The 15,128-nt window shown below is 72.3% G+C and carries 8 protein-coding genes; 7 read left to right on the top strand and 1 reads right to left on the bottom strand.

Annotated elements, in window-relative coordinates:
• Window positions 1-38 precede the first annotated feature (38 nt).
• Window positions 39-2,570 (bottom strand): SpoIIE family protein phosphatase, encoded by a 2,532-nt coding sequence (locus tag ACWEPF_RS02185; protein WP_452171028.1) that lies wholly within the window; start codon window positions 2,568-2,570, stop codon window positions 39-41.
• A 503-nt stretch (window positions 2,571-3,073) separates the two neighbouring features.
• On the opposite strand from ACWEPF_RS02185, the gene ACWEPF_RS02180 reads away from it, so the two are divergent.
• The 7 genes from ACWEPF_RS02180 to ACWEPF_RS02150 all read left to right on the top strand — a co-directional run bounded on the left by ACWEPF_RS02180 (window position 3,074) and on the right by ACWEPF_RS02150 (window position 15,008).
• Window positions 3,074-7,576 carry a HAMP domain-containing protein gene (locus ACWEPF_RS02180; RefSeq protein ID WP_380149865.1) on the top strand — a complete coding sequence of 1,501 codons (4,503 nt, stop codon included), beginning with the start codon at window positions 3,074-3,076 and terminating at the stop codon, window positions 7,574-7,576.
• Window positions 7,577-7,835: 259 nt separating this feature from the next.
• Window positions 7,836-8,456 carry a response regulator gene (locus tag ACWEPF_RS02175; protein ID WP_452171027.1) on the top strand — a complete coding sequence of 207 codons (621 nt, stop codon included), beginning with the start codon at window positions 7,836-7,838 and terminating at the stop codon, window positions 8,454-8,456.
• A gap of 238 nt (window positions 8,457-8,694) precedes the next feature.
• Window positions 8,695-11,343, top strand: a complete 2,649-nt coding sequence (locus tag ACWEPF_RS02170; protein ID WP_449797576.1) for a DNA translocase FtsK — start codon at window positions 8,695-8,697, stop codon at window positions 11,341-11,343.
• A gap of 217 nt (window positions 11,344-11,560) precedes the next feature.
• Complete coding sequence (locus ACWEPF_RS02165; RefSeq protein ID WP_449797577.1) at window positions 11,561-12,403, top strand: helix-turn-helix domain-containing protein; 843 nt, start codon at window positions 11,561-11,563, stop codon at window positions 12,401-12,403.
• A gap of 72 nt (window positions 12,404-12,475) precedes the next feature.
• On the top strand, window positions 12,476-13,924 hold the full coding sequence (rimO, locus tag ACWEPF_RS02160; protein ID WP_345288797.1) for a 30S ribosomal protein S12 methylthiotransferase RimO: 1,449 nt from the start codon (window positions 12,476-12,478) through the stop codon (window positions 13,922-13,924).
• A complete protein-coding gene (pgsA, locus tag ACWEPF_RS02155) occupies window positions 13,921-14,535 on the top strand; it encodes a CDP-diacylglycerol--glycerol-3-phosphate 3-phosphatidyltransferase (protein WP_452171026.1) in 615 nt (204 codons plus the stop codon). Before rimO ends, pgsA begins: the two co-directional genes overlap by 4 nt.
• Window positions 14,532-15,008: a CinA family protein gene (locus ACWEPF_RS02150; RefSeq protein WP_452171025.1), complete on the top strand. Its 477-nt coding sequence runs from the start codon at window positions 14,532-14,534 to the stop codon at window positions 15,006-15,008. Before pgsA ends, ACWEPF_RS02150 begins: the two co-directional genes overlap by 4 nt.
• The last annotated feature ends 120 nt before the right edge of the window (window positions 15,009-15,128 follow it).

Genomic DNA, 15,128 nt, shown 5'->3' with positions numbered 1-15,128 from the left:
CGGGCGGCGACCCTTGACCGTTTCCGGTCCGAGCGTGATCAGCTCGTGCGCTGCTCCGGGACGCGCAGGGTGAGGATGGCCATGTCGTCCGAGGGCGGCTCGGGGGCGAAGCGCTCCACCGCCCGCTGCACCCGGGCGGCCACCGCTCCGGCGGTCAGCCCGGTGCAGCCGGTGAGCACGGCGGCCAGGCCGTCGTCGCCCAGCATCCGCTGCCCCTCCCGGCGTTCGGTCACGCCGTCGGTGACGCAGAGCAGCACCTCGCCGGGCTCCAGCACCACCTGCTCGGCGGTCAGCTCCAGCTCCTCCAGCACGCCGAGCAGCGGCTGCGGGGTGGCGGCCGGACTGACCTGCCCGTCGGTGCGCAGGCGCAGCGGCAGCGGGTGCCCGGCGCAGACCAGGGACAGCTCGGTGCAGCCGTCCTGGCGCGGGGTCAGCTCGCCGTAGAGCAGGGTGAGGAAGCGCGAGCGGCTGCCCTCGTCGAGGATGGCGCTGTTGAGGCGGGAGAGCAGCTGCGGGCCGTCGAGGCCCTCGCGGGCCAGCAGGCGCAGGGCGTGCCGGGCCAGGCCGGTGACGGCGGCGGCCTCGGGGCCGGTGCCGCAGACGTCGCCGATCGCGAAGCCGTAGGTGCCCTCGCGGATCGGGAAGATGTCGTAGAAGTCGCCGCCGACCTCGTTGCCCTCTCCGGCGGCCTGGTAGAAGACCTCCACCTCCAGTCCCGGGATGGTGGGCAACTCGGGTGGCAGCAGGGCGCGTTGGAAGGCCTGGCTGGTGGCGGTGCGCTCGGAGTAGAGCCGGGAGTTGTCCAGTGCCAGGGCCGCCCGGCGGGACAGGTCCTCGGCCAGCTCCAGCATCTCCTGGCGGAACCGCTGGCCGGTGGAGACGCCGAGCACCAGCAGGCCGATCACCCGGTTGCGGGCCACCAGCGGGAGCACCACGGTCTCGCCGAGCAGCCCGGCCAGCTCCGGACTGTCCGTCAGCCCGGCCTGCCGGGCGGTCTCGGCGGGCGCGGACCAGAAGGTCACCCCGGAGTCCCGGGCGGCGTCCGGCGGAGGCGTCTTGTCGAGCAGGTCGCGCAGCCGGTCGATCCGGTCCTCGTCCTGGTGCAGCACGAAGGCGAGGTCGGCACCGGCGTCGGCGCTGGTGTAGACGGCGCACCAGGAGGCCAGCGTGGGGACCGCCATCTGCGCCATCAGGGCCAGGGTCTGGCCGAGTTCGAGGGTGCCGGCGAGCAGGTCGGAGGCCTCCACCAGGAAGGAGAGCGAGCCCCGGCGCAGCCGCTCCAGCTCGGTCAGCCGGGCGCTCTCCAGCGCGAGCGCGACCCGGTCGGCGGCGAACTGCAGGCGCAGCGCGTCCTCGTTGTCGTACCGGCCGGCGGCGGTGGCGGCCACGCCGAGCGAGCCGGTCAGCCGGCCGTCCACCTTGAGCGGGACGGTGATCAGCGAGCGCAGGCCCGAACCGGCCAGCAGCGGAACGACGTTGGGGCGCACCGCGAGGTCCTCGTGGACGGCGGGCAGCCGGGCCGAGTCGTACCGGCCGGCCCCGGACTCCACCGGGATCGGGGCGTGCCGGCGCAGGCCGCCGGGCAGGCCGGTGGCCGCGCGCAGCTCGAACTCGGTCTCGTCGTCGGTGGTCAGCAGCAGGTACGCGGCGTCCGCGTCCAGCAGGTCCCGGGCCCGCTCGACGATGCGCTGGAGCAGCCCGCCCAGGTCGTCCGGGCCGAGGTGGCCGACCAGCAGGTCCAGCGGCTCGGCGCCGGCGGGGGCGTCGACGGCGGTGACGGGTGAGCGCAGCACCGCGCGGTCGGCTTCGCGGACCAGCAGGGCGAGGGTGGAGGGCTCCCCGTGGGTGTCGCGGACCCGGACCTGGACGGCGTAGAGCTCGGCCCCGTCGGCGAGGAGGCTGAAGCCGCCCTCCCAGCGGGCCAGCCGGAGCGTCTCGGCGAGGCCGAGGCCCGGCGCGGGCCAGTCGACCAGCTCGGCCCAGGCGCGGCCGAGCAGCTGGTCGGCGGGCAGGCGCAGCAGCAGCTCGGCGTCCGGGTTGCAGGAGCGGACGGCGCCCTGCTCGTCGATCCGCACCACGCCGACCAGCACCGGGCCGTCGGTGTCGGGCAGTTCGCCGCCGGGCAGACTGGGCAGCGCGAAGCGGGTGCCGACGTGGTGCTCGGGCAGCGCGAGGCGGAACCACACGGTCTTGCGCCCGGCCGAGTACTCGACGCCCCAGCAGGTGGAGATGGCGGAGCACATCAGCAGGCCGCGGCCGCCCTCGCCGTCCGGGTCGCCGAAGTGCTCGGAGCCGTGCGCGGGGACGTTGGCGAAGGCGGGCAGGCCGCGCTCCGGGTGACGGTCCGTCACCTCGATCCGGACGGTCTCCTCCTCGCGCAGCACGGCCACGTCGGCGGCCGTCCCGGCGTGCACCACCGCGTTGGTGACCAGTTCGGAGACCAGCACCACGGCGTCGTCGACCACCTCGGGCAGGCCCCAGCCGAGCAGGGCGTCCCGGACGAAACCGCGTGCGGCACCGGCCGAGCGGCCCTCCGGCTCGAAGGCGGCGGCTGCGCGCGCGGTGACCACGTGCCACGTCTCCCATCAGCTCCGACTGCCAGGTCCGTCCCCGTCTTCGGGCGGAGCCGGGACCGGTGCAGCGTCCCACCCTACTTACCGGTGGGCACTGTGTGGGGCCCGGGCGCGGAAAGAAGCACCAGAGGGTGATTTAGGCGGCCGGTTTGCACCACCTCGGTGCAGACCCTGTGCAACGGTACGGACACTCGGCGGCGGTGCTGCCAGACTGGGGGGTCCGCAGCACCCGGCCGTCAGGTTACGGTCGAGGTGCGCCGGCGTCCGCCCCGAGTGCGGCGGGCCGGTGGCCGCCCCGGAAGGGGGGTGGCGCGGAGACGGTCACGATGCGGGAGGACCTCGACGTGAGTTCGGCCACCAAGGACGTACCCGGCACCACCCCGGCCGCCGGCCGCAGCGGTGGCCGTCCGGCATCCCGCCCTGTGCCCGGGAGGCGCCCGAACCACAACCGGGGGGCCGAGCCGGCCGACCTGCGCAAGCTGCTGGCCGCGCTCACCGCGATGCGCGACGGCAACTTCCGCCGCCGCCTCACCGTGCCCGGCGACGGCCCGCTGGCCGAGATCGCCGCGGTCTTCAACGAGGTGGCCGAGCGCAACCAGCACCTGACCGGCGAACTGGCCCGGGTCCGCCGGGCGGTGGGCCGCGAGGGCAGGCTGTCCGAGCGGCTGGAGAGCGGGGTCGGCGAGGGCGCCTGGATGGCGGCGGTCGACAACTGCAACGCGCTGATCGACGACCTGGCCCGCCCGATGGCCGAGGTCGGCCGGGTGCTCACCTCCATCTCCGAGGGTGACCTGGACCAGCGGATGGAGCTGCGCTCGATCCACACCAACGGGGCCAGCCACCCGCTGCGCGGGGAGTTCCTCAAGGTCGGCCGGACGGTGAACGGACTGGTGGACCAGCTCGGCGAGTTCACCGCCGAGGTGACCAGGGTCGCGGTCGAGGTGGGCACCGAGGGCAAGCTCGGCGGCCAGGCCAGGGTCCGCGGCATGTCCGGGAGTTGGAAGGACCTGGCGGACTCGGTCAACACCATGGCCGGCCGCCTCACCGCCCAGGTCCGCAACATCGCCGAGGTGACCACCGCGGTCGCCAAGGGCGACCTCTCGCACAAGGTCACGGTGGACGTGGCCGGCGAGATGCTGGAGCTGAAGAACACCGTGAACACCATGGTGGACCAGCTCAACTCCTTCGCCGCGCAGGTCACCAGGGTGGCCCGCGACGTGGGCACCGAGGGCCGGCTCGGCGGCCAGGCCCAGGTGCCGGGCGTGGCCGGTGTCTGGCGCGACCTCACCGACTCGGTGAACTTCATGGCCAACAACCTGACCGACCAGGTGCGCAACATCGCCGAGGTGACCACCGCGGTCGCCAAGGGCGACCTGTCCCGCAAGATCGAGGTCGACGCGCGCGGCGAGATCCTCGAGTTGAAGAACACCATCAACACGATGGTCGACCAGCTCTCCGGCTTCGCCGAGCAGGTGACCAGGGTGGCGCGCGCGGTGGGCACCGAGGGCATCCTGGGCGGTCAGGCGCAGGTCCCCGGCGTGGCCGGGGTCTGGAAGGACCTGACCGAGAACGTCAACTCGATGGCCAACAACCTCACCTCCCAGGTGCGCAACATCGCCCAGGTGACCACCGCGGTCGCCAAGGGCGACCTCTCGCAGAAGATCCAGGTGGACGCGCGCGGCGAGATCCTGGAGCTGAAGAACACCATCAACACGATGGTCGACCAGCTCGGCGCCTTCGCCGACGAGGTCACCCGGGTCGCCCGGGACGTCGGCACCGAGGGCATCCTCGGCGGCCAGGCCAGCGTGCCCGGGGTCTCGGGCACCTGGAAGGACCTCACCAACAGCGTGAACCTGATGGCCAACAACCTGACCAGCCAGGTCCGCAACATCGCCGAGGTCACCACGGCGGTGGCGCGCGGCGACGTCTCCAAGAAGATCACCGTCGACGCCCGCGGCGAGATCCGCGAGCTGGTGCTCACCGTCAACACCATGGTCGACCAGCTGTCCGCCTTCGCGGACGAGGTGACCCGGGTGGCCCGCGAGGTCGGCACCGAGGGGATCCTCGGCGGTCAGGCCCGGGTCTCCGGCGTCTCCGGCATCTGGCGGGACCTGACCGACAACGTGAACTTCATGGCCTCCAACCTGACCTCGCAGGTGCGCAACATCGCCGAGGTCGCCACCGCGGTGGCCCGCGGTGACCTCTCCAAGAAGATCACCATCGAGGCCCAGGGCGAGGTCGCGGCGCTGGCCGGCACCCTGAACACGATGGTCGACCAGCTGTCGGCCTTCGCCGTCGAGGTGACCCGGGTGGCCCGCGAGGTCGGCACCGACGGCATCCTGGGCGGCCAGGCCGGCGTGCCCGGCGTCGCCGGGATCTGGAAGGACCTGACCGACAACGTCAACCTGATGGCCAACAACCTGACCGGCCAGGTCCGCAACATCGCCCTGGTCATCACCGCCACCGCCCGCGGTGACCTCTCGCAGAAGATCGACGTGGACGCCCGGGGCGAGATCCTGGAGCTCAAGACCAGCATCAACACCATGGTCGACCAGCTCTCCGGCTTCGCCGACGAGGTCACCCGCGTCGCCCGCGAGGTGGGCACCGACGGCCGCCTCGGCGGCCAGGCCCGCGTACCGGGCGTGGACGGCACCTGGCAGGACCTGACCGAGTCGGTGAACGAACTCGCCAACAACCTGACCCGGCAGGTGCGCGCCATCGCCCAGGTCGCCACCGCGGTGACCCGCGGCGACCTCTCCCTGCGGATCGACGTGGACGCCTCCGGTGAGCTCGACGAGCTCAAGGACAACATCAACCAGATGATCGGCAACCTGCGCGAGACCACCCGGACCAACCAGGAGCAGGACTGGCTGAAGACCAACCTGGCCCGGATCTCCGGTCTGCTGCAGGGCCGCCGTGACCTCGAAGCCGTCGCCTCGCTCATCATGACCGAGCTGACGATGACCGTCTCGGCCCAGCACGGCGCCTTCTTCCTGGCCCAACCGGCGGGCCGCAACGCCGAGTTGATCGCCGAGGACGACGACGAGAACGACACCGTGCTGCGCCTGATCGGCTCCTACGGCTACCAGCGCCGCTCGATGCCGACCACCTTCCGGCCCGGCGAGGGCCTGATCGGCCAGGCCGCGGTGGAGAAGCGCTCGATCATCCTCAAGGAGACCCCGCCCGGCTACCTCAAGATCGCCTCCGGCCTCGGCGAGGCCAGCCCGGCGCACGTGGTGGTGCTCCCGGTGATGTTCGAGGGCCGGCTGCTCGGCGTGATCGAGCTGGCCACCTTCTCCTCCTTCACCACGGTGGCGCTCGACTTCCTGGAGCAGATCGCCGATCTGATCGGGGTGACCGTCAACACCATCAGCGTCAACACCAAGACCGAGGGCCTGCTGCTGGAGTCCCAGCGCCTGACCGCCGAACTCTCCATGCGATCCGCCGAGTTGGAGGCCCGCCAGGAGGAACTGGAGCGCACCAACGAGGAGCTCCAGGAGAAGGCCGAGCAGCTCGCCCAGCAGAACCGCGACATCGAGATCAAGAACAGCGAGATCGAGGAGGCCCGGCAGATCCTGGAGGAGCGCGCCGAGCAGCTCGCGCTGGCCTCGCGCTACAAGAGCGAGTTCCTCGCCAACATGTCGCACGAGCTGCGCACCCCGCTCAACTCGCTGCTGATCCTGGCCAAGCTGCTCTCCGACAACAACGAGGGCAACCTCTCGCCCAAGCAGGTCGAGTTCGCCGAGACCATCCACGGCGCGGGCTCCGACCTGCTCCAGCTGATCAACGACATCCTCGACCTCTCCAAGGTCGAGGCCGGCAAGATGGACGTCCGCCCGGCCAAGATCGCCCTGGTCCAGCTGGTCGACTACGTCGAGGCCGCCTTCCGCCCGCTGACCCTGGACAAGAACCTGGACTTCGCGGTGGTGGTCTCGCCCGACCTCCCGGTCACCCTGCACACCGACGAGCAGCGCCTCCAGCAGGTGCTGCGCAACCTGCTCTCCAACGCGGTCAAGTTCACCGACAGCGGCGCCGTCGAACTGCGCATCCGCAAGGCCGAGGAGCGCGACGTCCCGCAGCACGTCCGCGAGCAGCTGCTGGAGAACGGCGTGATCGGCGACGCCGACGAGCCGCTGATCGCCTTCTCGGTCTCCGACACCGGCATCGGCATCCCGCGCAACAAGCTCCGGGAGATCTTCGAGGCCTTCAAGCAGGCCGACGGCGGCATCAGCCGCAAGTACGCCGGCACCGGCCTCGGACTCTCCATCAGCCGCGAGATCGCCCGCCTGCTCGGCGGCGAGATCCACGCCGAGAGCGAGCTCGGCACCGGCTCCACCTTCACCCTCTACCTGCCGCTGCGCAGCGAGGCCCCCGAACTCCCCGGCCAGGAGCGCCTCGCCCTGCCCGGCCCGATCCGGGCCACCATCGCCGTCACCCCGGTCGGCACGCCCGTCCCGGTCAACGAGAACCCGGCCGAGCACTGGGCCCAGGAGGTCCGCGAACTGGCCGAGGTGCGCCGCCGGGGCGCCGCCGAACGCCGCCGCGCGGCCGCCGAGGACGCCCCGACGGTCCGTCAGGAGCCGGCCGTGTCGGTGCCCGCGCAGTTCGCCGGCCGCTTCGCCGGCGAGCAGGTGCTGATCGTCGACGACGACATCCGCAACGTCTTCGCGCTCACCAGCGTGCTGGAGCAGTACGGCCTGACCGTGCTGTACGCGGAGAACGGCCGCGAGGGCATCGAGGTGCTGGAGCAGCACGAGGACGTGGCCCTGGTGCTGATGGACATCATGATGCCGGAGATGGACGGTTACGCGACCACCGAGGCGATCCGGCGGATGCCGCAGTTCGCCGGGCTGCCGATCATCGCGCTGACCGCCAAGGCGATGAAGGGCGACAAGGAGAAGAGCCTCGCGGCCGGCGCCACCGACCACGTGACCAAGCCGGTGGAGGCCGACCACCTGTTGGCGGTGATGCGCCACTGGCTCTCTTCCGCCACGGGCAAGTAACCGCCGGGGGCGCGCTCTCCCACCGCACTGGCGGGTCCGGCCGGGAACGGGGTAAGGTCGCGCATCGTTGCGAACAGTGACCGAATGGTGACGTGGTGCTCAGGCTCCGCCCTGCTCCGCTGTGGGATTCGGCACTGCCACGGTGCCGGATCGCTCGGAGCGGCCTGGCGGGCGAGGGGGTGCGGCTAGCATGACCGGTGCGGTGATGAGCGGTACCAAGACGGCCGCGATCGGCAGACAAGCGGCAGGAGGGCGGGTCGTGGTGCAGAAGGCGAAGATCCTCCTGGTCGACGACCGGCCGGAGAACCTGCTGGCCCTGGAGGCCATCCTCTCCGCGCTGGACCAGACGCTGGTCCGCGCCGCGTCGGGCGAGGAGGCGCTCAAGGCGCTGCTCACCGACGACTTCGCGGTCATCCTGCTGGACGTCCAGATGCCCGGCATGGACGGCTTCGAGACCGCCTCCCACATCAAGCGGCGGGAGCGGACGCGGGACATCCCGATCATCTTCCTGACCGCGATCAACCACGGGCCGCACCACACCTTCCGCGGCTACGCGGCCGGCGCGGTCGACTACATCTCCAAGCCCTTCGACCCGTGGGTGCTGCGCGCCAAGGTCTCGGTCTTCGTCGACCTGTACGTGAAGAACTGTCAGCTCAAGGAGCAGGCCGCGCTGCTGCGCCTGCAGGTCGAGCAGGGCGAGGCCACCGTGCTCGGCGAGCTCTCCGCCCGCCTGGCCGCCGTCGAGGAGCAGGCCGAGGCCCTCGGCAAGCAGCTCGGCGACTCCTCCGACACCACGGCCGCCGCCACCGCCGCCCACCTGGAACGCAAGCTCGCCGGCCTGCGCAAGGCCCTCGACGCGCTGCGCCCCGGTTCGAACTAGGTCATGCCGGGGGCGCGGGGAACTGCGCGCTGTGGAAAGGCAGCACCTGCAACTGGCTGACGGTGGTTCAGTTGCCGTTCGTGGCCTCCCGCCTCGCGCAGTTCCTCGCGCCCCCGGCATCACCACGTACGTTCCTCGCACCGCGGCCACCGGCCCGGCCGTGCCCGCGATCTGACGGTGCGACACGGTGGCTCGAGCACGTGTCCAGTGCCTCGGTGCGCCGGTAGGCTGCTGTCCCATGGCCACACGTACGCCCGGCGCGGCAGCGCGCAACCCGAAGTCCGGGCCGGCCAAGAAGGCACCGGCGAAGAAGGCCGCGGCTCCCGCGAAGAAGGCCGCGGCGGCGAAGAAGGCGCCCGCCAAGAAGGCGGCCGCGAGCCGCCCCGCGCCCCCGCAGGCCCCCGCGCGCCGCCCGATACTCTTCCGCGCCGTCCGCGCCGTCTGGCTGGGCCTCGCGCACGCCGTGGGGGCCGTCTTCCGCGGCTTCGGCGACGGTGCGAAGAACCTGGACCCGGCGCACCGCAAGGACGGCGTCGCGCTGCTCCTGCTGGCCCTCGCGCTGGTGACCGCGGCCGGGACGTGGTTCAGCCCGCAGGGGTGGCTCGGGGAGGCGGCGACCGCCGTCGTCTCCGGGCTCTTCGGCCGCCTCGACGTGCTGGTCCCGTTCCTGCTCCTCGCCGTCTCGGTCCGCCTGATGCGCCACCCCGGCGGGCCGGACCAGGACGCCAACGGCCGGGTCGCGGTCGGCCTGAGCGCCCTGGCGCTGGGCGTCCTCGGGCTGGTGCACATCGGCTGCGGGGCACCGGCGATGGGCAGCGGGGCGTCGAAGATCAGGGCCGCCGGCGGGATCCTCGGCTGGGCCTCCTCGACGCCGCTGATGGCCGCGGCCGGGCCGCTGCTCGCGGTGCCGCTGCTGCTCCTGCTGAGCTTCTTCGGGCTGCTGGTGGTGACCGCCACGCCGGTCAACCGGATCCCCGAGCGGCTGCGCCTGCTGGGCGAGAAGCTTGGCGTGGTGGAGCCGGCCGAGCTGCCGGAGGACGAGGCCGCGCCGGACCGCGAGTACTCCACCGCCCCGCCGGAGGACGCCGACCCGGACGCGATGCCGTTCACGGTCGAGGACGCCGGGGACGAGGTGGGCGCCCGCCGCCGGCGCCGTCGCAAGCGGCTGGACGAGCCCGAGCACCAGGCCGCGGTCCCGGACCCGTTCCAGACCCGGGACATCGCCGCCGGCGTGGCCGCCGACCTGGACGGCGCCCTGACCTACGGCGTGCCCGCCTCCCCGGCGGTGGCCAGCATGCTGCACCAGGTCAAGGACCACACCGCCCCGCCCGAGGAGCCCGGGGTCCCGGCCGCCCGCGCCTCGGACGCTCCTGACGGCCACTCACCCGCCCCGGCCCGGATGGAGCAGCTCCAGCTCTCCGGGGACATCAGCTACGCGCTGCCCTCCCTGGAGCTGCTGGAGCGCGGCGGCCCGGCCAAGGCCCGCAGCGCGCTCAACGACGAGGTGGTGGCCCAGCTCACCGGGGTGATGACCGAGTTCAAGGTGGACGCCCGGGTGACCGGCTTCACCCGCGGCCCGACGGTCACCCGCTACGAGGTGGAGCTCGGCCCCGCGGTGAAGGTCGAGCGGATCACCGCCCTGGCGAAGAACATCGCCTACGCGGTGGCCACCCCGGACGTGCGGATCATCTCGCCCATCCCGGGCAAGTCCGCGGTCGGCGTGGAGATCCCCAACCGGGACCGCGAGATGGTGACCCTGGGGGACCTGCTGCGCTCGCGCACGGCCGCCGAGGACACCCACCCGATGGTGGTCGGCATGGGCAAGGACGTCGAGGGCCACACCGTGATGGCCAACCTCGCGAAGATGCCGCACGTGCTGGTGGCCGGCGCCACCGGCGCGGGCAAGTCCTCCTGCATCAACTGCCTGATCACCTCGGTGCTGGTGCGGGCCACGCCGGACGAGGTGCGGATGGTGCTGGTCGACCCCAAGCGGGTCGAGCTGACCGCGTACGAGGGCATCCCGCACCTGATCACCCCGATCATCACCAACCCGAAGAAGGCGGCCGAGGCGCTGCAGTGGGTCGTGCGCGAGATGGACATGCGCTACGACGACCTGGCGGCCTTCGGCTTCCGGCACGTGGACGACTTCAACGCCGCGGTGCGCAGCGGGACGCTGAAGCCCCCGCTGGGCAGCGAGCGGGAGCTGACGCCCTATCCGTACCTGCTGGTGATCGTCGACGAGCTGGCCGACCTGATGATGGTCGCCCCGCGCGACGTCGAGGACTCGGTGGTCCGGATCACCCAGCTGGCCCGCGCGGCCGGCATCCACCTGGTGCTGGCCACCCAGCGGCCCTCGGTGGACGTGGTGACCGGCCTGATCAAGGCCAACGTGCCGTCCCGGCTGGCCTTCGCCACCTCGGCGATGGCCGACTCCCGGGTCATCCTGGACCAGCCCGGTGCGGAGAAGCTGATCGGCAAGGGCGACGCGCTCTTCCTGCCGATGGGCGCCTCCAAGCCGGTCCGGATGCAGGGCGCCTTCGTCACCGAGGCGGAGATCGCCAAGGTGGTGCAGCACTGCAAGGACCAGCTGACGGCCCGTTACCGCGAGGACGTGGTGGTCGGCGGCGGCCCCAAGAAGGAGATCGACGAGGAGATCGGCGACGACCTGGACCTGCTGATCCAGGCGGCCGAGCTGGTGGTCTCCACCCAGTTCGGCTCCACCTCGATGCTCCAGCGCAAGCTCCGGGTCGGCTTCGCCAAGGCGGGCCGGCTGATGGACCTGATGGAGTCCCGCGGCATCGTCGGCCCCAGCGAGGGCTCCAAGGCCCGCGACGTCCTGATCAAGCCGGACGAGCTGGACGCGGTGCTGATCACCTTGCGCAGCTGACGTCACGGTGAATTCACCGACTCCTCACCCGATCGGAGGAGGGGAACCGTGCGCCGTCCGGGTACGTCCCACCGTGCAGCCGTCGGGGCCGGGCTGACCCGCCGTCAGCCCGGCGCCCGGGCACCGCACGTTCGGGCCCACTCCGCTTGAGAAAGCCTCCGGGCCCGCCCCTAGACTGTTCTCTCAGCAGGTGGCCAACGCTCGAAAGGCGCGCTCAGTGACCATCGGCAAGTCCTCGCACCGGTCCTCCGACCCCTCAGCCGTGCCGGAGCCCGCCGTCCCCGCCGCCCCGCCGGTGGCGATCGGCCGGGTGCTCTCGGACGCCCGACGGCAGGCGGGGCTGACGGTCGATCAGGTCAGCGCCGACACCCGGGTCCGGGTGCCGATCCTGCACGCCATCGAGGACGAGGACTTCTCCCGCTGCGGCGGCGACGTCTACGCCCGCGGGCACATCCGGGCCATCGCCAAGACGGTCGGGGTGGACGGCGAGGCCCTGGTGGCCGCGTACGACGCCGCGAACGGCGGCGCCCCGTCCGCCAAGCGCCCGCTCCCGCTGCCGGACGCCGGCCCGATCAAGGTCACCGACCACCGGCGGCCGAACTGGACCGCCGCCATGGTGGCCGCGATCTTCGTGGTGGTCGGGCTGATCGGCTTCAACCTGTTCTCCGGCGACCGCACCCCGGCCGCCGTCGGCGAGGCCAGCGCTCCGCTCTCCGCCACCGCCCCCGCCTCGCCCACCGCCAGCGTGCAGCCCCCGGCCCCGGCGCCCAGTGCGGAGGCGATCGCCGCCGCCCCGGCCGACAGGGTGACGGTCAAGCTGGTCGCCGAGTCCGGGACGAGCTGGGTCTCGGCGCTGGACGGCAAGGGCAAGTCGCTGTTCCAGAACAACCTGGAGCAGAGCAGCTCGCAGACCTTCACCGATCCCAAGCAGATCAAGCTGGTGATCGGCAACGCAGGGGCCGTGCACCTGTACGTCAACGGCAAGGACCTCGGCCCGGCCGGTGCGGAAGGCCAGGTCAAGCACCTGACCTACACCCCGGGCGACCCGCAGGCCGGGTGATCCGGACGCCGGTTCCCACGACGCGGCCTCCGGGGCGAACGGCACCGGGGGCCGCGCGTTAACCTTGTCCCTATGCCTGAACGCCGTACTGTCGCCCTTGTCACGCTCGGATGCGCCCGCAACGAGGTGGACTCCGAGGAACTCGCCGGGCGACTGGAGGCCGACGGCTGGCAGCTGGTCGACGACGCTTCCGACGCCGATGTCGCCGTGGTCAACACCTGCGGCTTCGTGGAGGCCGCCAAGAAGGACTCCGTCGACGCCCTGCTGGAGGCCAACGACCTCAAGGGTCACGGCCGGACCCAGGCCGTGGTCGCGGTCGGCTGCATGGCCGAGCGCTACGGCAAGGAGCTGGCCGACGCCCTCCCCGAGGCCGACGGCGTGCTCGGCTTCGACGACTACACCGACATCTCCAGCCGCCTGCAGACCATCCTGGCCGGCGGCCACGTGGAGGCCCACAAGCCGCGCGACCGCCGCACCCTCCTCCCGCTCACTCCGGTCGAGCGCCAGGCGGCCGCCGCCGAGGTGGCCCTGCCCGGCCACGGCGCCCCCGAGGACCTCCCCGAGGGCGTGGCCCCGGCCTCCGGCCCGCGCACCCTGCGCAAGCGCCTGGACTCCAACCCGGTCGCCTCGGTCAAGCTGGCCTCCGGCTGCGACCGCCGCTGCTCGTTCTGCGCCATCCCGGCCTTCCGCGGCTCCTTCATCTCCCGCCGCCCCTCCGACGTGCTGAACGAGGCGGTCTGGCTGGCCGGCCAGGGCGTCACCGAGGCCGTCCTGGTCAGCGAGAACAACACCTCCTACGGCAAGGACCTGGGCGACATCCGCCTGCTGGAGACCCTGCTCACCGAGATCGCGGCCGTCGAGGGCCTGCGCCGGGTCCGGGTCTCCTACCTGCAGCCCGCCGAGATGCGCCCCGGCCTGATCGACGTGATGACCTCCACCCCGGGCGTGGTCCCGTACTTCGACCTCTCCTTCCAGCACTCCGCCCCGGCGGTGCTGCGGAAGATGCGCCGCTTCGGCAACACCGAGCAGTTCCTCCAGCTGCTCTCCACCATCCGCTCCAAGGCGCCGCAGGCCGGAGCCCGGTCCAACTTCATCGTCGGCTTCCCCGGCGAGACCGAGGAGGACTTCGCCGAGCTGGAGCGCTTCGTCACCGAGGCCGGCCTGGACGCGATCGGCGTCTTCGGCTACTCGGACGAGGACGGCACCGAGGCGGCCACCTTCGACGGCAAGCTGCCCGAGGACCTGGTCGCCGAGCGGGTGGCCCGGCTCACCAAGCTGGCCGAGGAGATGACCGCCCAGCGGGCCGAGCAGCGGATCGGCACCGAGGTCGAGGTGCTGGTCGAGTCGGTCGAGGACGGCGTGGTGGAGGGCCGCTCGGCCCACCAGGCGCCGGAGACGGACGGTCTGACCACCCTGCTGGGCGCCGACGACGCCAAGGTGGGCGAGTACTACCGCGCGACCGTGGTCGGCACCGAGGGCGTGGACCTGGTCGCCGAGGTGCTCGCCGGAGCCGGCGCATGAGCAGAGGGGCGGGCGCCGCCCCGGCCAAGCCGGCCGGCTCCGCCCCGCCCGTGCCCTCGCTGTGGAACATCGCGAACGTGCTGACCATGCTCCGGCTGGCGATCGTGCCGGTCTTCGTGCTGCTGCTGTTCGCGGACGGCGGGCACGACCCCAAGTGGCGGGCGGTGGCCTGGGCGGCCTTCGCGGTCGCGATGATCACCGACGTGTTCGACGGCGAGCTGGCCCGTCGCAAGGGCCTGGTCACCGACTTCGGCAAGATCGCCGACCCGATCGCCGACAAGGCCATCATGGGCTCCGCCCTGATCGGCCTCTCGGTCCTCGGGGACCTGCCCTGGTGGGTCACCGCGCTGATCCTGGCCCGCGAGCTCGGCATCACCCTGATGCGCTTCTGGGTGATCCGCTACGGCGTCATCCCGGCCAGCCGGGGCGGCAAGCTGAAGACGCTGACCCAGGGCATCGCGGTCGGCATGTACGTCCTGGAGCTGACCGGCTGGCTGGCCACCGCCCGCGCCGTGGTGATGACCGCGGCCGTGCTGCTGACCCTGGGCACCGGTCTCGACTACGTCCGGCAGGCCGTGGTGCTGCGCCGCAGCGGGGGGAATCCGTCATGACGGACCGTCAGCCGGCCGCCGAGGTGCACCGGGCCCTGCGCGAGCACGGCGCCACCGTGGCGGTGGCCGAGTCGCTGACCGGCGGCCTGCTCTCCGCCGCCCTGGTGGACGTGCCCGGGGCCTCCGCCACCTACCGCGGCGGGGTCACCGCGTACGCCACCGAGATCAAGGCCTCGGTGCTGGGCGTGGACGAGGGCCTGCTGGAGGTGCACGGCGCCGTCCACCCGGTGGTAGCCCGTCAGATGGCCGACGGGGTGCGGCGGCTGCTGGGGGCGACGTACGGACTGGCCACCACGGGGGTGGCGGGCCCGGAGGAGCAGGACGGGAACCCGGTCGGAACGGTGCACATCGGGCTTTCCGGACCCGACGGAGCACGCACGGCTTCGCTTGGGTTGTCAGGGACACGTGAAACAATTCGACGTGACACCGTCGTCGCCGCCCTCGACCTCCTGCTGGACCGCCTAGCGCGTTGAGCGCCTCCACGGACCGGCTTCGTGGAAAAGCACCTGAACAGGCTCCGTTGACAGCAGGATCGTGTTACATCAGATACCCCGAGTGGGCACTAGTCAGGTAGTCGGGCGGGGAACAACAGG

Source organism: Kitasatospora sp. NPDC004289, assembly GCF_053602875.1.
Note: the sequence above shows the minus strand (reverse complement) of the source record. Positions and strands in the feature narration are given on the sequence as shown.